Origin of the sequence: Puia dinghuensis, from assembly GCF_014642875.1 — a bacterium.
Classification (GTDB): Bacteria; Bacteroidota; Bacteroidia; order Chitinophagales; family Chitinophagaceae; genus Puia; species Puia dinghuensis.
In genome coordinates this window covers 1,940,688-1,963,607 of sequence record NZ_BMJC01000001.1, presented here as the reverse complement: position 1 = coordinate 1,963,607, position 22,920 = coordinate 1,940,688, and the positions used below count along the sequence as shown (strand labels likewise).

Annotated in this window: 24 protein-coding genes and 1 pseudogene; 7 read left to right on the top strand and 18 right to left on the bottom strand. The window is 44.6% G+C overall.

Going from position 1 to position 22,920, the window contains the following annotated elements; translation table 11 throughout:
- Window positions 1-43: 43 nt before the first annotated feature.
- On the top strand, window positions 44-1,288 hold the full coding sequence (locus tag IEY39_RS08035) for a DUF5690 family protein (protein WP_188930230.1): 1,245 nt from the start codon (window positions 44-46) through the stop codon (window positions 1,286-1,288).
- 393 nt (window positions 1,289-1,681) lie between these two features.
- Here IEY39_RS08035 and IEY39_RS08030 read toward each other — a convergent pair whose 3' ends face one another.
- From IEY39_RS08030 to IEY39_RS07985, 10 genes are all read right to left on the bottom strand, one after another.
- Entirely contained in the window at window positions 1,682-1,861 is a 180-nt protein-coding gene (locus IEY39_RS08030; RefSeq protein ID WP_188930229.1) for a hypothetical protein, read from the bottom strand.
- Window positions 1,862-1,885: 24 nt separating this feature from the next.
- Entirely contained in the window at window positions 1,886-2,395 is a 510-nt protein-coding gene (locus IEY39_RS08025) for an RNA-binding protein (RefSeq protein WP_188930227.1), read from the bottom strand.
- A 30-nt stretch (window positions 2,396-2,425) separates the two neighbouring features.
- On the bottom strand, window positions 2,426-2,761 hold the full coding sequence (locus tag IEY39_RS08020; RefSeq protein WP_188930224.1) for a hypothetical protein: 336 nt from the start codon (window positions 2,759-2,761) through the stop codon (window positions 2,426-2,428).
- Window positions 2,667-3,431: a YWFCY domain-containing protein gene (locus IEY39_RS08015; RefSeq protein ID WP_188930222.1), complete on the bottom strand. Its 765-nt coding sequence runs from the start codon at window positions 3,429-3,431 to the stop codon at window positions 2,667-2,669. The genes IEY39_RS08020 and IEY39_RS08015 overlap by 95 nt, the downstream gene beginning before the upstream one ends.
- Window positions 3,432-3,718: 287 nt before the next feature.
- Complete coding sequence (locus tag IEY39_RS08010; protein ID WP_188930221.1) at window positions 3,719-4,684, bottom strand: relaxase/mobilization nuclease domain-containing protein; 966 nt, start codon at window positions 4,682-4,684, stop codon at window positions 3,719-3,721.
- 2 nt (window positions 4,685-4,686) lie between these two features.
- The gene (locus IEY39_RS08005; RefSeq protein ID WP_188930219.1) at window positions 4,687-5,097 is read right to left on the bottom strand and encodes a plasmid mobilization protein; all 411 of its coding nucleotides are present in this window, start codon (window positions 5,095-5,097) and stop codon (window positions 4,687-4,689) included.
- A 190-nt stretch (window positions 5,098-5,287) separates the two neighbouring features.
- Entirely contained in the window at window positions 5,288-5,734 is a 447-nt protein-coding gene (locus IEY39_RS08000; protein WP_188930216.1) for a hypothetical protein, read from the bottom strand.
- Window positions 5,735-5,800: 66 nt separating this feature from the next.
- A complete protein-coding gene (locus IEY39_RS07995) occupies window positions 5,801-6,214 on the bottom strand; it encodes a hypothetical protein (protein WP_188930214.1) in 414 nt (137 codons plus the stop codon).
- A 380-nt stretch (window positions 6,215-6,594) separates the two neighbouring features.
- Entirely contained in the window at window positions 6,595-6,825 is a 231-nt protein-coding gene (locus IEY39_RS07990; protein ID WP_188930213.1) for a hypothetical protein, read from the bottom strand.
- Between the two features lie 66 nt (window positions 6,826-6,891).
- Window positions 6,892-7,086, bottom strand: coding sequence for a hypothetical protein (locus IEY39_RS07985; protein WP_188930211.1), 195 nt, complete (start codon window positions 7,084-7,086; stop codon window positions 6,892-6,894).
- Between the two features lie 1,007 nt (window positions 7,087-8,093).
- Between IEY39_RS07985 and IEY39_RS07980 the strand changes: the two genes are divergently transcribed.
- Window positions 8,094-8,555, top strand: coding sequence for a hypothetical protein (locus tag IEY39_RS07980; RefSeq protein ID WP_188930209.1), 462 nt, complete (start codon window positions 8,094-8,096; stop codon window positions 8,553-8,555).
- 310 nt (window positions 8,556-8,865) lie between these two features.
- Here IEY39_RS07980 and IEY39_RS07975 read toward each other — a convergent pair whose 3' ends face one another.
- Entirely contained in the window at window positions 8,866-9,081 is a 216-nt protein-coding gene (locus tag IEY39_RS07975) for a hypothetical protein (RefSeq protein WP_188930207.1), read from the bottom strand.
- A gap of 33 nt (window positions 9,082-9,114) precedes the next feature.
- The gene (locus IEY39_RS07970) at window positions 9,115-9,930 is read right to left on the bottom strand and encodes a helicase associated domain-containing protein (RefSeq protein WP_188930205.1); all 816 of its coding nucleotides are present in this window, start codon (window positions 9,928-9,930) and stop codon (window positions 9,115-9,117) included.
- A gap of 544 nt (window positions 9,931-10,474) precedes the next feature.
- Here IEY39_RS07970 and IEY39_RS07965 point away from each other — a divergent pair.
- Entirely contained in the window at window positions 10,475-11,479 is a 1,005-nt protein-coding gene (locus IEY39_RS07965) for a hypothetical protein (protein WP_188930203.1), read from the top strand.
- A gap of 148 nt (window positions 11,480-11,627) precedes the next feature.
- Here IEY39_RS07965 and IEY39_RS07960 read toward each other — a convergent pair whose 3' ends face one another.
- On the bottom strand, window positions 11,628-12,431 hold the full coding sequence (locus tag IEY39_RS07960; protein WP_188930200.1) for a DUF5677 domain-containing protein: 804 nt from the start codon (window positions 12,429-12,431) through the stop codon (window positions 11,628-11,630).
- A 42-nt stretch (window positions 12,432-12,473) separates the two neighbouring features.
- Here IEY39_RS07960 and IEY39_RS07955 point away from each other — a divergent pair, with 42 nt between their 5' ends.
- Window positions 12,474-12,668, top strand: coding sequence for a DUF6965 family protein (locus IEY39_RS07955; RefSeq protein WP_188930198.1), 195 nt, complete (start codon window positions 12,474-12,476; stop codon window positions 12,666-12,668).
- A gap of 264 nt (window positions 12,669-12,932) precedes the next feature.
- On the opposite strand, the gene IEY39_RS07950 is transcribed toward IEY39_RS07955, so the two are convergent.
- The 4 genes from IEY39_RS07950 to IEY39_RS07935 all read right to left on the bottom strand — a co-directional run bounded on the left by IEY39_RS07950 (window position 12,933) and on the right by IEY39_RS07935 (window position 17,322).
- Window positions 12,933-13,553 carry a hypothetical protein gene (locus tag IEY39_RS07950; RefSeq protein ID WP_188930196.1) on the bottom strand — a complete coding sequence of 207 codons (621 nt, stop codon included), beginning with the start codon at window positions 13,551-13,553 and terminating at the stop codon, window positions 12,933-12,935.
- A 52-nt stretch (window positions 13,554-13,605) separates the two neighbouring features.
- Entirely contained in the window at window positions 13,606-13,905 is a 300-nt protein-coding gene (locus IEY39_RS07945; RefSeq protein WP_188930194.1) for a hypothetical protein, read from the bottom strand.
- 628 nt (window positions 13,906-14,533) lie between these two features.
- A complete protein-coding gene (locus IEY39_RS07940; protein ID WP_188930193.1) occupies window positions 14,534-16,738 on the bottom strand; it encodes an ATP-binding protein in 2,205 nt (734 codons plus the stop codon).
- Between the two features lie 11 nt (window positions 16,739-16,749).
- Entirely contained in the window at window positions 16,750-17,322 is a 573-nt protein-coding gene (locus IEY39_RS07935; RefSeq protein ID WP_188930191.1) for a GNAT family N-acetyltransferase, read from the bottom strand.
- Window positions 17,323-17,942: 620 nt separating this feature from the next.
- Here IEY39_RS07935 and IEY39_RS07930 point away from each other — a divergent pair.
- Window positions 17,943-18,506, top strand: coding sequence for a Crp/Fnr family transcriptional regulator (locus tag IEY39_RS07930; RefSeq protein WP_188930189.1), 564 nt, complete (start codon window positions 17,943-17,945; stop codon window positions 18,504-18,506).
- A gap of 817 nt (window positions 18,507-19,323) precedes the next feature.
- Complete coding sequence (locus tag IEY39_RS07925; RefSeq protein WP_188930187.1) at window positions 19,324-20,154, top strand: RteC domain-containing protein; 831 nt, start codon at window positions 19,324-19,326, stop codon at window positions 20,152-20,154.
- 110 nt (window positions 20,155-20,264) lie between these two features.
- Here IEY39_RS07925 and IEY39_RS07920 read toward each other — a convergent pair.
- Window positions 20,265-21,173: pseudogene (locus IEY39_RS07920) on the bottom strand (IS481 family transposase).
- 721 nt (window positions 21,174-21,894) lie between these two features.
- Here IEY39_RS07920 and IEY39_RS07915 point away from each other — a divergent pair.
- Complete coding sequence (locus IEY39_RS07915) at window positions 21,895-22,776, top strand: RteC domain-containing protein (RefSeq protein WP_188930185.1); 882 nt, start codon at window positions 21,895-21,897, stop codon at window positions 22,774-22,776.
- Window positions 22,777-22,920: the final 144 nt, after the last annotated feature.

Sequence of the window (22,920 nt, the reverse complement as noted above, 5' to 3'; positions counted from 1 at the left end):
CAATTTGTGCGCCTCTTTCTCCGGATTCATTGTCTATACTTGTATGTACGGATTCCGGAAACCTTTTACCAGTGCCTCCTTTGAAGGCGTCACTTTCATGGGAATCTCCTATAAAGTCGTGCTCGTCATCTCCCAGGTGCTGGGCTATTGTGTGAGTAAATTCTATGGCATCCGGTTCATCGCGGGCATGCGGCCTGAACGGCGGGTAGGCTTCATCGCCTTGCTGATCGGTACAGGCTGGATCTCTCTGCTCTTGTTCGCCCTTGTCCCCGTGCCCTACAATTTTGTATTTATGTTCGTCAATGGACTGCCCCTCGGCATGGTTTGGGGCCTGGTGTTCAGCTACGTCGAAGGGCGCCGGGTGACGGAACTCATGGGCGCCGTCCTGGCTAGCAGCTTCGTCTTTTCGTCGGGCCTTGCTAAGACCGTGGGGAAGAAGTTGCTCAACCACGGGGTCAGCGAATTCTGGATGCCCTTCTTCGCCGGGACCATTTTCCTCGGACCCGCGCTAATCAGTACCTGGCTGCTGAACCAGACGCCGCCGCCGACCTCCGAAGACATCGCCGAGCGCACCGTCCGCCGGACCATGGACAGGGACGAACGCCGCGCCTTCCTGCGAAAGTTCGGGGTGGCCCTCATCCCCGTGGTCGGCGCTTATGTGATGCTCACCATCCTCCGTGATTTTACCGAGGACTTCGCCAACGAACTTTGGACGGAGACCGGATATAAGAATAATGCCGAGGTGTTTGCCGGCACCAGCACCATCGTTTCGGTGATCGTACTGGCAGCGATCGGCGGATTCTTCCTGATCCGGAACAACTACCGGGCGTTCCAACTCAATAACTTCATCATAATCGGCGGATTCCTGCTGGCCGCGGGATCCACCTTCTCCTATCATTTGCATCTCATCTCCCCGGTGGTGTGGATGGTCATGGCCTCAGCCGGCCTCTACCTGGGCTATGTCCCCTATAACTGCTTCTACTTCGAACGGATGCTGCCAGCGTATCATGTGCCCGGCAACGTCGGATTCCTGATCTATACGGCCGATGCCTTCGGATACCTGGGGACCGTTCTTTTTCTCGTTGTGAAGGAGTTGGTGAAAATTAATTATTCATGGGTGGAATTCTTTACATGGTTATTCTACATTACTTCGGTATCTGGAATTTTACTTGTACTATGGAGCTACAACCTATATGGCAACATCTATAGGAAACAATATTTACCCCATTCGGATGTTGAAAACTGTTCTGACAACAAAAACCGGCAACCTGAAGAGATTGCCGGCTAAGGTATGAAAAGCGGCTCGGCCCTTTTGAAGGATGGGCTCATGGTTTACGAAATCAACTTATGAAGAATCTTCAATCTCCCAAAAAAACACCGGCAATCTGAAAAGATTGCCGGCTAGGGTAAGAAAACGGGTCAGGGCCATATTTTGAAGAAGGGAGAATGATCAACCTCGCTGGCGCCGGCGGTTGCCGGTGGTGTTTTCCTGTGCGTTAGTCATTATTTGTGCTGTCTTGGTCGCATTATCCAGCTTTTGCTGTTCATTGGGCGGTTCCTGATGCTGTGTTTGATTTTCACCGGGCTGTGTGTTCCCAGGTTGCGGGTTTGGGTTGCCGGACTTTAGGGACATATTGGGTTCTACGACCTCCATCTGCGGCGCGGTATATCGCTGCTCTCTTCAGGCGCTATCGACGGTTATGAGGGCTCCTTCGAAGGGGGCAGCATATAGCGTGAATTCCTGCCTGTTCTTCATGATTTTGAGATCATCCCCATTCCGTAGAGCCCGTATCATGTCCTCTTTGTCGTCCTGCGTATAGCTGGCTCTTGGGTCTAACGCTTTGCTAAGGAGTCTAGCCATATCGAAATCGGAATCCCGGGTTTTTTAAGGGCGAATCTCGACCGGGTAATTACCATATTTATCCTTAGTACCTTTAAAGTTAATGCGGGACATGGCATTGTATTGTGCGCCGTCAATTGCTGAAGTCGCCCGATGGAAGACAGTACGGCCTTTTAGCTGGTTTTTGGCCTGGATGGCGTTCTTGCCCTGATTATTGTAGTTGAGGAAATACTGGGATCGAACAGCGTCTTCAACCAGGGTAGAAGTGAAGCCGTGGAGGCCGTATGCCGGATGTCCGTTTCTGTCTTCATATTGGTTGAATTTAAGCTCGTACACTACTGGATCGTCGGTACCGGGCATTTTGAGAGCTTTACTGATCACCGCTTCGGGTACGCCGCTGGCTATGAGCGCGTACAGGTCGTCGTTGAAAGCGTTGCCAAATTTGAACCGGTCTCTCAGTGTGTCGGTTAATCTTGACCAGTTATCCAACAACGGTCCTTCCAAGCGGGGACGTTCTTCCTGAACAGTGGTTGTCTGGTTGTTTTCTTGTTCCATAAATGTGGATTTAAAGTGATTAAATTGGGTTTACAGGCTGGCGGGGCCTTTAGGGCTGGGCTTCTTCTTTTCCAGCAGGTGGCGATACTGCTCGCTATTTTTGATTTTGTGCATTTCGCTGTCTACGAGTGATCGGATATCGCATTTGATGCCTAAGTAATTTTGTTGCACCATGTCAGGGGTGATATTTCGGATGACAGGTAGTGCTTCATAGGCGGCCTCCTCCTGGCGGATCGCCTCGAAGTCGTTGAGGATCTCGCAATGAAAGGCCTTAAGCTTGATCTTCTGTTTGGGATCGTCGGCAACAGCTCCGACGAAGAAGGTGAAGCCTTTCTGAATATGTTGCGTGATCACGTGTCGGATCACGTAAAAGGATTTTCCGGATTTTTTCTAACTCCCATCGGGATCCGGGCGTCCCTAAAACAAGGAGCGCCCGGAGGGGGGATATGACGTTTATATACGATTGACGGATTTTGTTCTTAAGTTTATATTGAGCGGGTAGGTTGACGGAAAATTCGTTTTCAAGCAAGCGTTCTTCCTGGGAGAAGGTCTCATTGAGCTCGTTGAAAACGTCTTTGCTGAACTTCAGGCGCAGGAGTCTGGAAAGCCTGGCGCCTCCGGACAGGATTGATAACCAGCCGAGCGAAGTGATAGAAATGTAGAGGATGGCGAGTTTGGCCTCATCCATAGATACTCGTAGAAAAAGAGAGGAGAGGAAGAAAAGTAGTAATCCGGCGAAGATGTAGTAAAGTACGGTAGCGATGGTGAGCTTTTCGTCCTTTTTCCCTTTTTCGCCAAGAAGCGAAATGACCAGCAGGAACAGGGATGCTACCTTGGGTCTATTGATACCGGACATGAAGAATATGCCGCGGCAGAGGCTGCCGATGACTTGGTCGACGATAGATGCGGTCAGGTTCCACCTTCGCCACGCGGGATAGCAGGCAGAATAAAAATGGATCAGGAGGATCAGGATACTACCGAATCGAATGAAATCGAGGTTTTTCCGCAGGGCCTGTAGGTTGTCGCCGCTTTGCATGGGGGGTGGGTTGGTGAGGAAATGGGGTGAAATGCAGCTTAGAGAGATTTTTTCTTGCGCTTTTTCTTTTTGGGAAGTTCGTCGCCGGCTGGCCCAGGGAGCCCGGGCTGGCTAGAGAGCAGGGTAAAGGCGACCTGGGCGGCGATGGCGGTCCTTGAGGATGGTATTGGGGTTTGAGAGCCGCGGGACCGTTTCGTCTTTCGGGAAGCCTTTATTGGTGGAGTAGGGAAATTCTGGGCGTTAGCTTCAGAAGCTGTAATTGGACCGGTGGAAAGACCTATTCGAATTTAAAGGGCGGCAGGCTCGAAATTGAGTTCTTCTGCGGTGAAGACAATTTTGTTGCGGTTGTCGATCACATAGACAGACAAGAGATTGCCCGCATGATCCCAACGGGGGTATAAACTGAGTCGACGTTGCTGTAGCCGATGAAGGTTAGCCATAGGGTTGCCGTTGACAGCGGCAAGAGCAGAGGTTAGGTTCTGGATTACGCGATCGCGGGCAGTGAGTTTTTTCACTTTGTTGAGCACGAAACGTTTCTCCAGCCAGGGAAGTGTCGGGCGGGTGACCAGGTCGCTGGACTTGATTGGGGTGCCTATTCGGTTGCCATCGGCGTCTATCCGGCTGTATATGAGTCCGCGATTGCTATGGATGGCACTCCCCGGGGCGCCGGGCCACGCGATCATCTCGAACTGGGCTAAAATGGCGTTGAGTTCATCGAGAGAAGTAAATTTGTAGGTGCCAGTCACTTCTTGGACTTTGGCTGCCAGATCGGGAGACTCTGTGTTCTCGAGATGATTTTCGCGGCCTCGGGCGCGGGTACGACCATATTCTATTTCCAAGGCTTCCCTGGCCGGTTCAGAAAGTTCTTGCCCAATGTTATGAAGGTCGATGGATGTGCCGTCAGATTGAATGCAGGTTGTTACAATGTGGATATGGGGATGTTTCGCGTCGTGGTGCTGGTATACAAGGAAGGGTTGATCCCCGAAGCCAATACGGTCCATATAGTCGAATGTGAGCCGTTGCAATGTCTCGGGCGGTAGATCTTCTCCTGGAGGAAAGTTGAGGGAGATATGCAGTGTATTTTTCTGCACCCATTCGTTCCGCTGATTGAGAAGTTCGAAGCGGCGGAGTTTTTCGTGGAAGTTGAGGTCCGCGATGTCGCAGCCAAAACCGGAAGCGAGGAGAATCTCTCCCACCCCGGCACAGACTTTGGCCTCATTGTGATTGAGGGCCTTTTGGATGGACTTTCGCATATTTATTCTTGCAACCATTTTTGGGCGAGTGGGGTGATGATGTCAATAAGGCGGTCGATCCTGGGCTGGATGGCGGTATATTCCTGAAAGACCATCTTAGCATAGAAGGCTTTGTGCTGCGGCTCGGGGTAAATATTGAATTTTCTGGTGATCTGGTTGATATTGACACCTATGTGCTTTATTTCGGTCCGAAGCCGACTAAGTTCCTCCATGAGGTTGTCGAGGGTAAGATCTCGTGTAAAGACCCGGACGGGTTGGTTGTTGAGGATGGCGCGAACGAGCCGGCTCATATCGTTTTGGGGGTTTTGTTCCAGGAGGTGGCAGAGTTTGAGGTAGTTTTGTTCATTAACTTTGGTGGTAAGTTTGTGCTTGAGAGCTTTGTCGTCACGGGTTTTCTTTCTTCCTCTGCGCATATATATTATGGAGTGGCAATATCCTTGTGTGCACGGTTAAGATTAACGGAAATAATTTTGGTCGACATTAATACATCTTGCCGGGCGCGACAAGGCGCGCCCTCCCACGTGAAGGAGTTGCTGCGCTCTGCGCGTAGCGTCCGCCCTACCGGGCGGCAATGAAGAGAATATTAATATGAGTATGGCCTAGTCATCGTTTTCTAACATTGGAGGAAAGTAGCTGCAGCTCATGAACTGGATTGCCGAGAGCTATGCGATTGAGGGATGAAAGTTTGCGGCGGAGATGGTCTTCAAGAAATTGAATAGTATCTTTTATGATAGCTTGGCGGTTGGGCACCGGTGTGTAGTAAACCTGGTTATGAATGAGCGCCTTCTGTTGATCCTCGGGCGCGGCGTCGAGTAGGCTGGACTGGATGAGACCGATATAGGGTCTCTTGCCGCTTTCATCGGTGGGATGGATGATGGCAAAGCAGAGTTTGGTGTTATACCTTCCAAAGAACGGGGCCTGCTGGAGATTTTCCTGAGTGAACAGAAAGCTCATATCTTTAAGGCGGATTTCGCTATCGAGCATTTTGATATAGTTCGGGAATCCTAGCTGTTTGAAGTTGCTATGAAGATATTCGTTATAGGTAGACATGGCGTACAGTTTTGAGGTATGACACAGTTATCTTATAAGATGCGATTACCCGAGGCGGAGTTAGGCTTAGGTAGGTTTATTGATAGTTTTACCAGGCTCGGAAGCTTTTTCTTCAAGAGAGAGCTGGAGCAACTTATTTGCCTGGACGGGGGTAGCTAAGAGATCAAGGTTATATCCTGTTGCGTTGATAAGGTCGGGGATGAGCTTCTTTATCCAGGCTATTTCAATAGCATCGAGCCATCGGTCAGTTTGAGTGTTGCCATCGAAGATTACCCACTTGCTGAAAAGTTTCGATATAAGGAATTCTTGCGCATGGAGAGCTTTAGGCCGTTTATTCGGCGGGAGTGCAATTATTTGCAGGCCGGTAAGGATCTTCGTGTCTTCAAGGAGAGCACCAAAATATTTCTTGACTCGGTCGATGTCGTCGGATTCAAGCGTTTGGTCAGAATGGCCAGAATCGTCGAAGATGGACCATGCCATTCGAAATTTACAGATGTAGTACATGATGCGAGCTTTCTATTTTGGATTTAATAAATTCGGAGAACTCTCGTTTGCGAAGGTCGAAGTGCTGATAAATGATTACGACAGAGTTTTTGAAGCCTGAATGAATTTCTGAATATTCCGAATCTGCTGCAAGTAGGACCGTTCGGCTTGAAGGATGTCTTTCAACATGCTTGTTTGTGTGTCAAAAATCCGAAGCCGAGGGTGTAAGTCCTTTCGAAGACAAACCTGGGACCAGTTTCGGTATTGTCCATGGCATGGACAACGGCCGCCTGAATGGCGATTATGCGGCGGTCAGTGGTGTATGGCTCCCCTTCAAAGACTATTTCACCATTCCTGTCTTTGTGTGCGATGAGAAATCAGAATTCAAGGGAGGAAAAAGGGTCCTGGGGCTCGCCAAAAGGGTCGCGATGGGTATGAACCGAAAAGGGGCCGGCCGAGCCGGTATGGGTAAGACTGAAGCTTTTCGGGTCAAAACCAAGATCGTAGAATTCTTCAGCAAGAGCAGGATTGAAAAGGAGGGGTTCACTGTCTATAAAGCTGGACTGGGTGCCTTGCTCTTCGGATTGGCGTTCATGCTGTGATTTCATATTAATAAATGTTTTTTGAGTTTTGTCAACCGGTTAATCGGTCAAATTTCGATGGTCAATTTTGGATTAGAGCGCCGATCCATCGCCGGGCTGCGCGCTTCCATTCTTGTAAAGAGCGCCCCTCACCTGTAGCCCATTGTCGTTTTTCATGAAAAAGAATCCCTCAGCTTCTGGTTCAGAGATCCCTTTCTGAACGAAATAGGTTTTGACATCCTGGATGGTCGGTGGCATTCGCCTGTTGAAAACCGTTTGATCAATCATTTATTGAAAGTTGATAGTTTAATGGCGGGCGGGTTACCGTTTCCTGCCTCTTCCAGGGTTTTGCCTAAATTGAGGGGATGGATACGGATTGCCGCCCATGTTAAATTTTAGTGGTCTCGATGTGCTTGCGTGTGTTGGGGACTGTCTGTATCGAATACCATCTTGGTCACTATAGTATGCTGTGGCCAGCGGATCTTGCTTAGTTCGGCATGGAGACGACATTTTCTTCAAGGCAAATGTCGGACGCGGCGGAAACGGTTTTTCAATATGGAGGGGGTGGGGGGGAAGATTTTTTGGGGTTGTGTTCGGCTTTGTGAACCGGGATGGCAGGCAAAAGGGGAATAACGTCTCGATCTGGGGTGCATAAAAAAGGGAGCCCTTTACGGGCTCCCGGCGGGACGCGCCTGGGGCGAGGCGCTGGATTTGGGGTGAAGAGAAGGGATGGGCTGGAGGTGTATGCAGTTATTGAGTGTTTTTCAAAGGCAAAGATCGGACGGTGGGAAGGCGAGATCTCAGTATGGAGATGCTATTGTGAAAGAATCTTAGGTTATTTGACTATTAGGAGGGAATAATGGCCAGGGTAGAACAGTTATGGCCGGAGGGAGGATTTTCTGCGGTTCTTCGGATGACTGCTCAATACGTTACATTTGTCCGGCTATCGTGGAGCATCAAAGCGTCTTTACTTTTTGGTTTTCACATTCACGTTTTTCTCTAAGGCTAGCTTTTTAAAACGGAATCATCGGATATTTGATAATATGCAAAATTGATTTAATTTTAGGCAATTATGAGGGAGAGAATATTATTTACATTAATGATCTTCATTGTGATAGACTCAACCCTGGGCATGATAGCGGACCTCCGAACCGGACAGCCCTGGGGTTGGAAACGTCTTATACCAGGATATGGAATGTATCTCTTCACTAGATGTTTCAACGACTACCTATAAATATTGTCGGAATGCCAATAAAACGATAATTCCCTTTTAAAAAAATAAACCTTTTAATTCTATGACGATAAGACTTGCCGGTGTACAAGATATTCCTGCGATACAAAAAGTGATCCAGCTACTCGGGTATGAGAGCGTCGACAAAAGAATCAATGACAAGATGCAAAGAATTTTCGCTGATCCTGAGAAATATTCAGTAGCTGTCATCGAGAAGGAGAACAAGATAACTGCCTTCGCTCAAATCACGTTTCTAACCGAACTTCCGTTTGGGAAAACTGCCCGAATCAACTATTATTCGCCTGAGAATATTCTGCAGAATGTTCCGGGCATCGGGCCAGTTTTAGAGGCGTATTTCCTCCAAGCGTGTGAGAACTGTGAAATTGTCGATCTTTTCTTTGAAAAACCGGAGATTGACGATCAAAATTATACGCTTAAAAACACCTACAATACCGAACGGTCATTTAGGATCATCCCGTTGAAGGACGATGGTCCATTGGCTGAGGACGCTCCGCCGCTCTCTTAAAAAGAAGGCATAAGCATACCTGGGAACAACGATAAGCGGATGCGATCCTGATGAGAGCTACGGGAAAGACGCTTTGACGGGCTGAGCCCGCTTTATCAATTACCAGGGGCCTATCAAAGATAATTTAATCCTATTGCATCCTTCGCCAGGTCAATCGTTACCTACCTGCGACAGGTGATGGAGCAAGGGGCCGTCCAGACTGGGAACCTTGATCAGGGCCTCTCCGAAGAAATCCCAACGTTCCTAACGAAAACGCGGCGCGCGTGGGTCCGGACAAATAACTTGCTAAGCGACAAAGCTTCATTTTAAATCACCTAGCATCAGTTATGAATTCCGAAGAAAGAACTTCGAGTGAAACCTTGTGAATCCCCCATTTGTCATCGCCTGTATTCTCCCGAATCAAATCCCGTAGCGCTGTTGCTTGATCCAATGACCCATAAAAAACAGTTGTGCCGTAAGTGTACACTTTCAACGTCTGGCTTTCTTCACCCCAAGGTTGGGCTATAACGTAATTGAACTCATCCATAACAAAATATTTATTACAACGAACTCACATCAATTATTTTCGGCTAAATCTTATTAGAAGAGATGATATTTTCTTTGACTCGACTAATCCTAAATTTCCCTTGCTCATTTTCATTTTCTGCTCATTGAGCCAACAGTAGAGATTCTTAGTTCTTCGATAAGTAGGTAAAAAGCCGTTTTGCCTTGCCCACAACGCACATTCATCAAATATTATGTTCCAGGGCCGGGTTTCATTTTCGCCATACAGCACCCAGGTAGCTATCAAGGGCACCTTTGCTACCTTTAATTCACTGACTAGTTCTGACGGCAACTTCCCTGACCGGTATAATCGCCTAAGAAGAACAAAATCCGCGCTCTTTTTACAATTTATAGCTTGTAAGCGATTACCTGAAAAGCCTTGCTTAAGCCGATTGACAGCCCCTGCCAAATTTATTTCAGGCTTTTTGGCTCTCTTTTCAAGAATCTTTCGCGGAGCAAGAAACGAACTTTTCGTGGCGCTTAATTTCCCTTTGTTGTACAAATATCTTTGCGCGCATGTCCATCGATACAGGACGATATTCTCTTTTTCACATGGTGGCCTGTTATGGATGGCAAAAAAGACTTTCAACTCGTGGAATCTAATAAACCACGGCGAATTGGATTCCATGTTCGATTTCTTTTCAAGAATCTTCAGCGGGCCAGTAATCAAAATTTTTGTGGCACTTAATTTCCCTTTGTTGTACCTATGTCTTTGCATGCATGCCCATCGATACAGGTGGATATTCTCTTCTTCACGTGGTGGCCTGTTATGGATGTCAATAAAGGCTTTCAATTCGTAGAATCTAATTAGCCATGGTGTATTGGATCTCATGGTTAAAAGTTAAACGAAAATATATAGTTCATTCGATTGTGCTAGTCAGTTGTTGATTAAATAGTAATCCGATACAAAAAAGCCCCCCTATAGACATAAAGCGGCTTCTTTAAACCTTATCCTTTTGAGTCCCTCTGTAGAAACAGGGCACTCTCAAGAACTGTGTCCTTTTGTTCCAACCAAACTTTAACTGTTAGGTCAATAGCTGTAAGCTCCTTAACACTTAATTTTATGTTGACGTTGAATAATTGCAAGCCATTACTGAAGACAAATAAAACAATTTAACTGCTTAAATACCTTCTGATGACATTAACTATGCCATCCCCTAATCAGAGAGAGAAACTGGAAATGAATTTTTTCGCTGAAGTTGATATCTTCACAAGGGACATTAACAGCCAGCTTTGTTAACCTCGTGAACCTTTACCATTGAGTAAAAGTATAGAACTTAAATGACAAGAGTTGTACAATGTGTTCTACAAATTAGGAGATTTCAGAGGTGGTAGCTGCTTCATAAAGTCGCCTTGCTTAATGAGCGAAAAAGAAGATGGTCAGCACATCGCTTTTTGATGTGGGCGACGAGGTTATCCTGCTGATAGAGGCGGCCAGCAGCATTTATGGGATTGGAAACGGAAATGGAATGCCGGAGGTGATCCTCGAAAAATCGAAGAATGTCGCCTTTGAGCGCCTGGCGATTGGGCTGGAGGGAGGAGTGCGTAACGGACGGGAATTTCGTATTTTTGAGAATATGGACAGTACTATATATGAGCGAAGGTGGACGCAACATGACGTACTTTATCGGGAGGTCCTGGGGCAGTTCGAGCGTGAAGGTCAGCAAGTGCCGTTTCCCGCAGCAAAGGAGGTGTTGGATCATCTGGTGGAGCGGTTAGACGATGTATATCAGGGCATGGTAGACTTGGCGGGTTGGCCAAATTTGTATAGTCTATCTATACTTTATAGAGCCTTACTGGATCATTATGTGCTTATTCTTTATATAACGGATAAGACGGGCCGGGATGGCAGTGACGCAACCGCGGAGGCTTATAAGAAACACTTATTCATCTCAGAGTTTCTGATGGAACATCTCAAAGAAATGAAGATGGAGGATCTACTGAACCGAGTGGAGAATGATTCGGAGTTTTTGGATTATTTGGTGAAGAAGTTTCCCATCATGGAGGGTTTCGACAAAGGGAATCAAAAGGAGCTTTCGGCTGGTGCGGGGCAGTTTAGGGAGGCTCATATGGTGGAATACTTAACAAAGAGTTTCGAGGATCGTGGGTTGGTTGAGTTGGCTAGGACGATGGCTTGGATGCTACCTGAGTATGGCCGCACTTTTCCTTTTGTGCATGGCGGAGCTTATGCTGGTGTACAATGGCGAAATATGCGAGAGCAAGGGAAAGTTGACGCCGAGATGGGTAACAAACTCTGGTTGGGGCTGACAATGGTGGGAGTGTGTAAGGAGCATTGCCTAATGCTTTGTGGAGTGGATGAGTCATTCCCGGAATTATTGGGAGAGTTTCAAAAGTTGAGGAATGTGGAGACGGGACCCTGACTATGCCGACTTGTCCCGGTCCCTGCACCCGCTGCAACCGGGTGGAACGGGATGGCAGCTTCAAGCACTGGACGTAACTTTGGCTCCGTTGCCTTCGTAACTCGAATTAGGAGAAGGAATCGCAAACATGTGTCACGCTGAAGTAAACTTATACATCAAACTGAAAACTGCGCCATATCTCCGGCACCTTTAGTTGGATCTTTTTTTCTACCATGAAATTTTTTAGTGCCTCGCATATAATGCGCCATAGATTGATAAAAAGCTCCTGCAGACGATTGTTCACGTTCTCCGCGTCCGCCTGATCATACATTTCCATACCGAATGTCGAGGGTGAATAATGCACATAGCCTGACCAAATTCCCCAAAAATAAAAGGCCCTTCCTACGTCGTCATTGGTCTTGCTGCCGGCAGCCTCCGCCATCTGGGTTAACTGTCTTGTTTTTTTGAACTTCAACCCTTTGGGCGTAGAATCTGGAAAAAGATAGTTTCCACTGTCATCCCTGGCGAAAAACTTTGCCTCGATGTCCTCTATAAGATCCGCATTAGGATAGAACTGAAATTTGCCTTCATACACCTTTTGGTTAACCTCCATTAGGTTGCGGAGCTTTTTTAGGGTCTCATAGAAGGCATTTGCGTTCAGCGTATAAATTTCTTCTTTACGATCCGCAGAGCTCAGCACATATTTTAGCGTAATAAAATCATCCATGATACAGCGACCGATTACGTTAACCGATGTCAGTGAGCCGGTACGTGAATGACGCAGGACGTTCCCAAGGTCATCCGCGAACGCGGTAGCCCGATCCAGGAGCCCTAAAAAATATTCGCCTTCTACGTCGTCGGGCGCTACGTGCTCCCGTAGTTGTTTACGACATTCGTTTCCTATCGTATACATGCCCTCCAGAACTTCATTCAGGTTGGCGCGTGTTGGGTCTTTTTTCCAAATGGATGGCATTCGGCAAAATTACACGGAATTTAGAATACCATACCTTATATCATGGAAACGCATCCTACCCTTGAAGAAGTCCGACATTTTCTAAGCACCATTCAGTTGCCGGAAGGACCATTCGAGCTAGATCGAGGTACCAGGATCGTGGGCGTTAAAAAATTCGTCGATCTCGAATTTGGCGTTATCGACGCAGGCAGCGTCCGGCAGCTACAGATCGGCTATATCAGCTCTACCATCTATTGACAAAGCCAGCTAAATAGCCTTTTTTCAATGTCGATTGGTCCTTAATAAAAGGACAATATTTCAGCATATTATACCGTATTGGTCCGTAAACCGATTTTAACCGCGCGGAGCACAAATTTATTTTTGCACATTCCAGCTGGCGGTGGAGCAAAGCCGTGTAATGTCGAAAAGGAATCGGCCTGCCTGCCACTCCAATTGTGGCAATTCCTCGGTACATGCGCTTGTGATTGTCGGTATAGTTCAGACTTCTAAGTCGTTCGTACATCATCCAAAATCCTCATCGATTATGCCTGACAGCCAAGTAGATCCATCCAGCACACAGAACTCCTTGGGGAATCCTATTATCGGAATATTTGTACCTGTCACACGATCGCGATTGCATTGTAGATAATATTCAATTAATGGTAAACTATTTACTCCCACAAAAGCAATGATCAGTGTTCGATCATCCCGGAACCCACTCTCCAAACCGATAGTTGTTTGCCAGGTCTTGCTTGAATTGTCATATGTAGGTTCATTCTTAGGCCAATAATAGTTAGTTACTGGATCATATTCCATAACATATACCTGATTTTTTTCTGGCTGATTTTTGAAGGTTCCGCCGATCCGAAGGGTAGAAGAATTTAGCCTTTCCGAAGCTGAAACATTGATAACAATGCCATAGTGTAGTTTTAGAATGCGGCGCTGTGCTGTATCTGAAAATTTTATGTAAACATATGTTCCCAATACAATGACCAAGATTGCTTCTGGAAGAAGTCCGGCGTCAAAAAATTCATAATTATGTGATGCTGCAAAGATTAACCATATTGTACCAATTATGGTAACAAAAATGGAAAGTTTATTTATGGACTTGTAAAGGAAATCCTGCAACCTGATCGTTTCCATATTTATTAAGTGTTTAAGTGTCTTTTTTGCTGAAGAAGCTCCTCTGTCTATTTCAGTTCCCGAACTCAACATCGCATGTGTCTATTGTGATGACACATGGATCCTTATTAATCTGACTTGAGTCCTCTCTAACCTCACATGTATCATCCTTGAGGTTGAAAATTATTGGCCTCTTTAGGTCCAGCTGTAGTTGCTTTTGAAACTGCTGATATCCCATGAGTACCCAACCGATTGGAGCAATAGAGAAGAGAGTTACACCAATAATAAGATCTTTGCAGTTATGCTCCTGTCGCTTGCCTGCAAACAATTTTCCAAAGTCAGAAAATGCCCATAAAACTTTAGCTAATATCATAAACAATTATTTTATTAGAGTTGCCAAAAGTTTGTCAAGTCACCGAAGAATGAAAACATGGACACAGAGAAAGAAACGAAAGTCAAAGGCTTAAAGTGAGGAAAAAAGGAGTTGCCAGCAAGGAATTGTTCAATAAAGATAGTGAATTCCATTTACGATACCAACAATTTACATATTGTGAGTGCTGGCTCCTCCTCGCCATAGCTTTTGTCAAAATAAGTGCCTTCACTCCTTTCCAGTCTGGGCATCCCGCTGCGAAGCAGCATTGAGAAAGAACGCCACTTCCAACACTCCACCGCTGCCTGGTTTGGGAATAGGAATTATATCGCTGCTTCTGAGCATTTGCGGTGTGGTAAAGCCAGTCTTTTGAAAAGCACGAAAAGTTGCTGAAACCTCCGACTCGCCGTCTTTGAGTAATTTTGTTGCACTAGCTCAGGGGTGATATTTCGGATGACAAATTAATAAATTGATTGAAAATATTCACCTTATTCTATGGAAGTTCATGATTATTTCTTAGCTAAAATGATAGCAAATTCATCCAGCAGATAGAAATCCTTGGAGAATTTTTTTAGTGGAATATTCATTCCTTTCGTGCTACTGTTCCCTAAAATAGTCAGTATTATTATTATTAGGCTCCTAATTTTTTGATGAGCTCTATTTTGTTAGATACATCAACTTTTTGGAAAATATTCTGTATATGCTTGGCAACAGTGCTCTCGGCGATAGAGAGCTTTTCACCAATGTCTTTGTATCTCTTGCCCTCGCAGATCAATCGGGCGATATCCTTCTCTCTATCGGTTAATTTATAAATTCGACAATTTTCTGCAAATCCATCAACTTCCTGTGTTTGGTTTTGTCTGATGTCGTGCCCATTCATCAGCGACAATCGATCAAATGCTTTTGACAGGATTGCCTTTTTTTGCTTTTCTAAATGAGATAGAATTGCTTCTATCTGTTGCATCAGTTCTTCTATCGAAAATGGCTTTTCAATAAATCCAATAGCACCCAACTTTAATGCTTGCAGTTTATCTTTTGAGGTGGCCTTGGCTGACACGAAAAGAAATGGAATATGCGCGATATTCACATCTTCAGAAACAATCTTTGCGAGATTGAAACCATCGACTTTGTCCATCATGATGTCGGTAATAATTAATTCGATTGAAGAAATGGATAATTGGATAGCTTCCAAGGCTGCATTTCCGTCGAATGCCACATTAACGTTGTACTTATCCTTTAGCTTTCGATGCAGATAATTGGCCATCGAAACGTTATCCTCAACTATCAATATTGTTTTCTTTTTTTCATCGTAGGGTTCCTCTTTAAGGTTCAAATTTTCAATCCCAATGTCCATTACTTTCCTACGTACGATTGGAACTACCGTCCGTATATTTGTGGGCAAAACTAAACCTCGAATTGAAACGATCATTTTAGTTCCCTTTGCTTTTCGTGGGTCGCTTTCAATGGAGATGCTTCCATTGAGCTCTTCTATCACTTTTTTAACAATTGGTAGGCCGAGACCCATTCCCTGATTACTTGCTTTTGTGTTAGTCAGCTGAAAATATGGTTGAAATATCTTTTTGTGCAGTTCTATCGGAATACCGATTCCGGCATCCCTTACTGAAAAGCTTATTTCATCACCTTCATGTTTCAACTCTATTTCTACCGTCCCCCCACCTGGGGAAAATTTTATCGCATTTTTCAATAGATTGGTAATAATTCTATTTATCGCAAGCGGATCAGCTTTCATAAGGACATTGCCTTGGATTTGAGTAACAAGCTTCGTTCCATTTCCTTCACAATAAATGGTAAAAAGGGCAAGATTGTCATTCAACAACTCCGTAAAGTCTGTCACCTGGTTATGGTTATATAAGGACAATCCTCGATTTAATCGCTCAAGGTCGAATATGTTGGAGATGTCGGTAATAATCTTTCCAAGGTTCCTCTTTACTATCGATAGCTCATCTGCATCGCCGTACTTAATTATATATTCATCCAAATAGTTGTCAATTAACGTCAATGGAGTTTTGGTCTCATGCGCTAAATTAATAAGGGTATTGGTTCTTTGCTCAGTAATTTTATTCAATTCGTGTGTTCTTTTCTCCACTTCAGCCTGCAGTGTTGAGTTCCAATTCATCAATTGGACTTCAGATTGAATCAGACGCTGATGTTCCTTACGAAGGATTGAAATATGGTTCTTTAAATGAAGGGACAATAAAAGTAAAAAACCGGTGTTTGTAACAGATGCTTCGATTACTTGTCCAAGATCAAAGTAATCTATTGCTGGAAGTCCTACCCAAGGCGTAAGGCTGAGAAGCAAGCCTATCAGCTCCTCTTTCGATTCACTCGATGAGAAATTTCCCGAGTACTTATATTTGAGCGCTTTTACTAAGGAAATTATCACCCATATTGCATATAAAACCGGCAATATTAATAGGTTTTTCGCCACCGACAAATTCCCCGTAAATCCATATGCTGCCACGAAAAGAACGTATGGCACAATCAGGCAAATGAAAACTCCACGGAGCGCATGGAATTTCATTTTCTTAAGGCCGAATCCCCTGTAGACGTAATACGGGAAATACGAGGGTGTTATAAATCCGGAACCATACGCGATTATCTCCTGAACAAATACAGTTCCGGGTAAATTGGGATCTGGCAACAAACCACCTGAAATATTATAAATGAGAAGTAGAAAGACTAACCAAAGGTTCAAAACGGTCTTTTTGTCGTCCGGCCGGGCAAATTTATATAGCAATAGATAGAAAAAGATAACTATTTCAACGCATACGAATGCAAAAGTGACTAAGTACATTTGGGTGCCGGGCAGCAACATAAAAAAGGTATTTACCTTCCTCTTTTCAAACAAAACAAAGTATAACCAAAGTCTAGTTGGTTGTGAATCTCAAATCCGAATTTCTTATACCAAGGCAAATTTCTTGTGGTTGAAGTTTCCAAGTAAAGTGGTCTTTGTATTGCGTCGCTTTCAGCGAGTATCTCTTCCAATAAGGAACTACCTATGCCTCTATTTTGGGCTTCAGGGCGAACACCAATGAACCATAAATAATAAAAGGGACCTGTTGGGTGAACGGCCTTAATTTTTGCCTCTCTTTTTAACGCTTTTTGCAAATTCCCTAGTCCAATGCACGACAGCGCAAGCTCAATGTCCAAGAAAATCGATTTTAGGGTAGTTTTTTTTCTATCAGGTAGAATGGCTAAGGCACAGGCACTCTTATCATCAGAAAGGAATATTTCTCCAAACAAAGAGCAATACTCAAAAGAGTACTTCATAAGCCTGGATATTCTTTTCTTCCTTGATCTGTCTTGTTGGATAACGTAATTGACGCTCTGGTTTTGGTCAAAAGAGGCGGATAGAATATCTACCACCAGACTTTTGTCTTCATGCTTTGCTCGAATCATAAGTTAGATTAATAGTTTCATAGATCGTACTCCTGAATGTGGTGCGATCGCTACCTTTCGAGCAACTTAACATTAATGGGAAGCCAAACTTTATTGTTGTTGGCTGATGGCAAGAGTACATAGTTACTATTTTCTTTTCAATCTATAAACTAGATAACTACCCGAAAAGCACAATTTCACAAAATTTTTACAGATTTCCTTTCATAAAGGCTTGTCAATCTCCCGTGTTTTAACAGTGAAATCGGGGGTGTTTTCACGGGTTATAAGAGTAATCTCTTATATCGGTTCCAGTACAACGTTAATTCCCTATAGGAACCATTTTCGTTTTTTTTGCCCCACGTCCAATCATGTGTTTTAGCACAGATAGGAGTACCGACTCCGATTTTTACTCATTTATGCGTATATAATTAGTGAATCTTGCGTATTGACTCTACTAAAAAGAGACATTAATTTTAAATATCAACCCAGCTATTTCTGGTTTTCTGATAAGGACCTTGGCTGAATCAGCATGAGCCCGGTTTTTCTCTAATCTATAGCGCTCACATGGCGAGCGAGCTCGGTAGTAACAAAATATGACAATGCCAAACAAAAACATTGTTTCTGATTTAATCATATTATCTATGGACGAATTTCTGGTCTATCTCAATATCATCAAACCGATGTCTCCTGCCCTTGTCGATCGTATTAGGAAAACATTTAAACTTAGAAAGTTTAATAAGGCAACCTACCTGATGAGAAATGGAGAAAACCAGGATCGGGCTCTCTTTGTGCTGAACGGCCTTATTCGTTGCTTCTCGCTGGAAGGAGGTGCAGAGGTATCGAAGTTCTTCTTACAACAATACGATGCGCTGGACGCGGGAATCATCCACCCCGGCGGTATTTCTTCATTCGAATATATGCAAGCAATAGTCGATTCTTTGGTTTTAACTTGTTCCAAGCAGGAACTGGACCAGGTATATAGTGACTACCCCGAATTCGAGCGCCATGGGCGCATCATCGCCCAAAGATGTTTCAGCCGGATCTATGCTGTCTTGAACTGTATTCGCATGCATACCGCAAGGGAGCGATACCTGTTTCTACGACGTGAGTTCCCCGATTTGATTGAGACAGTGCCGGACACCTACCTTGCCTCTTATGTAGGCATCCACCCGGTCACATTAAGCCGTATTCGACAAAATCTATAAAATATTAGCATATACTAAAGTGTCGTATTTAAAAAATGAAGAAATTTATAGGAGATGACAAATTTAACTGCCCAAACCACCATGGATCGAATCCACTAGGTCAATAAACATCTCTACTCACGAGTTTAAAACCTATCTGCATGCATTATGGTTGCTCAATGAAAAGAATTCTCAAATCCTGGGAAAAGTTGAAACGCGCGCTGAAAGATCACTTGCCAATGATCCCCCCAAACCCCCAAATGTGTTTAAAATGCTCTTGAAATGGGCATTGGTGTCTGGAAATGATACTACATGGGCAAGAGTCTGTAGTGGCACGCGAATTGTCGTTCAGGAAAGGCACAAAAAATCATCGGGAACTGTTTGGCCTATAAGCAATTCGAAACATTCCTCAATACAGTGCATGTCGCTTATATGAACAAAGAAACTACTGACCAAGTGATTTCAAAAATCGAACTATTAGTTTCGAATGTCGATCTAAGGAACCGGTACCTTCACAACAAGACCCAATACTGCTGGAAATTGACGGCAAATCGCCGATCCACTTTTAGCGGACTGAAAATAAATCAATAATTCGAAGGTGTAATAATCATATTTTTTTTCAGAAATACTCAAATCCCGCACGTCGTTACCCCATGAAATAAAATCCGGTTTATAATAAAATTTTGAATCAATTCATAAACGAAAGCATTCTTCTGAGTCGCTAACTTGAATAACGGCTGTGTTCGTCAGACGCTGCTCTACGTTTCCTCCCTGAGATCAAGTAATCTGAAGAATGCATTTCATTCCCAGATACCAAAACCCATCGGAGGAATTAACTATGACTTCAAAGCTAAAATTATTGCAAACGGAGTTGCTGGCAAACCTTTCCAAGCACCAGGACGCCACATCCGACGCTTCCATCGCCAGAATTGGCTTTTCAAACGCGGAGCAAGGATTGGAAGAATTAAAGAAATATCCAAGCCAGGTTTCATTAAAAAGCGCTGAAGACCAAGAACTATACCACCACACTCTGTATCCGCTATTTGTCAGCGCCTATCGATATCTCGGAAGGGTTTGTCGAGCTCTGGAAATAAAATCAATTTATGGCCGCGATATCTATGTCGATTTCGTTCTAGAGGAATTGGACCGCATCACCAAATTCCTGAAATTCCACCTAAAATACACCCAAGAAGCCTTGTCGGAAAGCGAAGATATGCCTTCTGCACAATCTGACAATCCATCCTCACGAAGCAAGAAAAAGAAATCCTCTCCTGTAAGCTCATCACAGCAGCTCCAACTGGCATTCAACTCTCCAAATCTAAAAGCAAACTTAGACTACAAAGCCTTTTTAGAAGGTGAAAAAAAGCAGCTTCAGGCAGCTCCACCATCAACGTACAAGGCTGTGTATGAATTCGTCGGAACCCAGGCAGATGCCATGGAACATATTGAGGGATGGACAGAAATGAAAGTAATTAAGATCAATGGGGAATACGCAAACCTGCGGCAAGTCGCTGAAATGTGGGCCAACTGGTTTGGTAAGCCGATCTCTAATGTCTACAGCAAAAAACGTATCAATCAAAACCGAAAGAAAGATAAAGCTCCTTTTGTCACCAAAATGGCCCAGGCCCTTCGTGAGGCGGCACAGCGTTCCAAATCCAAGCGAATATAAAACCATACATGGGTAATAAACTGTGCGTACCAAAACTACGGTTGACAACCGATCAAAGATAAATATTTTCCTGTCCTTTCCCTTTTTGAGTTAGTGAGGCCAGGAAAAAATTAGGAAGAAGTGAGTTTCTCTTTCAGGACCTCATAAGGCGTTTTTCCTTTTAGGGCCGCATTTGGGCGATGGCAGTTGTAAAAATTCTCCCATTCTTTAAGCTTCTTTTCAATGTCAATGTCGTCCTTATATTCCAGCAGCTGGTAGAATTCGGTTTTGTCGGTTAGGTGAGACCGCTCTACCTTGCCATTAAGGTGTGGGCTGGCCTTTTTTATGTATACGTGCCTGATGCCAAGATCCTCACAATGCCAATGGAACTTAGCCTGAAATTCGTGGCCATTGTCGGTCTGAATGGTATGTATTCTGAATGGGAACTTGTCCCTGACATAGTCGACAAAGGCAACGGCGCATTGCTGATTGTGCGAAGGATAGATTTTTAGAGCCCTGGCCCTGGAAGCATCGTCGATGGCGGTATATTGATAGCGCTTTCCCTGGCGGCCTGATTTGTCTGTGAAGAATAGGAATTTGACGTCAATTTGGATCCGATGACCAGGCACTTGCTTTTCATAGCGTTTGAACTGCTCCATTGATCTTTTGCGCTGATTCTGAGGGAGTTTATTAAGGCCGTTCCGTTTAAGGACACTGTAAACGCCGCCCGGGGATACCTTGATCCCGTGGTAGCGTTGCAAGTACCACGAGATCCGAAGCTCACCAAGGTAGTAAGTTGTTCTTAGATGGATGATTTTCTCCTCAATTTCAGGGGCTATCCTAATCTTGGGATTCTCAGGGCAGGATTTGCTATTGATTAGTGCTACTTCACCTTTAGCTTCATAATCTCACTTCCATTTGTAATAGGTCTCTCTTGATATACCGAAGTACCTGCAGGTCTTCGATACATTGCAACATTCTTTACCATGGCTGAGGATTCTTAGCTTCCGACGGATATCTGCCTGTTCTTTAGGGCTCATTATACTGATATTTGGTTAACAAGTTAAAAACTGTCAACCCAAGTCATGATTTCCATAAATAAACCCTCATTCTTCGCCACTTTCTCCCATTGCCAAAATCTCTTTGGTTGACTTAAACTTCTTGCTCTCGAATATCATCCTCTACAACACATCCCTGCATTGCTCTCAAACAATTCCCGCGTCTTCTAAAAGTACATTGTGATACCTTGTAACAATTCCGTTTCGTAAATCACCGAATAAGCGTCCATATGCCATTGCTAATATTTCATTGACAACAGACAACAATTCTATATTCAATCAGCGCACAAACTTGAAGACTTTCTTATTTGCATATCCTACCAGCAACTAATTATTCCTTGATTCTATATTGGCAATTGCTACATCCTTTATTTCTTTATACATTCTCAGCATTATGCGGGTCATGTAAATATTTTCAACCTTTTATATCGTCAAAATCAAAAGTAGTCGACCACACCAGGGTTTTGGTCTGTTCACCGAAAGCGCACTTTACCAAGGAGTTCAAAAATAAATCGTACACCTACTATACTACCTAACACGATTTATATTTGTTTCACCACCAAAGCCTACGCATTTTTGTTTGGTGAACGATGAGCCATTTCGGAAAAGCTGATCCTTCCACGCAAAGTAAAACCTAGCGTCGTCTAGCGCAATCAAAACATTGTAAACGGCGCGGGTAGTCACCTACATCAAAAATATTTTCATGGAAACCGGGAATGTTTTAACAACCACGAAAGAAAAACCTCTTCTAAAACCATGGACTGAACTGAAAAACCGACTTGAAGATCAGCTTGCTGTTATCCAAAAGGAAGAAAGCACCGTCTTAAAGCGCGCCGCCAGATCGCTACAATTTGCGACTGACTGCTACCGACAGCTTCATGGGATAATCGAGCAATACACATTCCAAGAAAGGGAAGAAGTCTTTTTCTACAAGCACGTAAAGCCCCTGTTTATAAGCCGCATTGTGCTCAACAGCCGCCTGCTGACAATTGAAAAGAACAGGCCCCCGGCTACCCACGCAGGTTTGCAACGATACTACACTGACGAACTCGAGAAACTATCCTCAATCTACGAAAACCACGGATTCATTCAACAGTACTTCGAAAGTGGCTCTACTTATCTCGATGACAAGCTGTTTTTTCGTCCCGGCCCTGACACTACCATAGCGTTGATCGGCCTCGAGCCGCCCCCCGATGGATCCTTCCACGTTTGCTATGACTATGCTGTCGGGGAACTACTTGCCGCCGACATTCTGAAAGAACACTTGCTGGAAGTCCTCGACGACCTCGTCTTTCCTGGACACAGCACCGGCAATGCCCCCCGCCTGACTTGGACTGCGCCCAGGGTCCACCTGGTAGAGCTCGCCTATACCTTAAAGGCAGCTGGCGTATTCAACAATGGAAAAGCGTCCTTAAAAGATATCGTCGAATGCCTTGAGATTGCGTTCCATAACAAAATGGGTAACTATGCGCGTTCGATGCAGGAAATCCTATACCGCCACAGCGGCTATACAGTCTTCCTAGACACCGCGAAAAACGCCTTCCTACTGTTCATTCAAAACATTGAAGATCGACACGTGGCATAATCGACAATATTATATCAACACCGAATTCCCTCCCCCACTACTCCTCTCAGTATCCCACCTACGCAAAGGCGGAACCTCACACACTTGTTAAGGTTCCGCCTTCTTCTTTGACATTCGCTTACGATCTCCCGCAATTCCCAAATT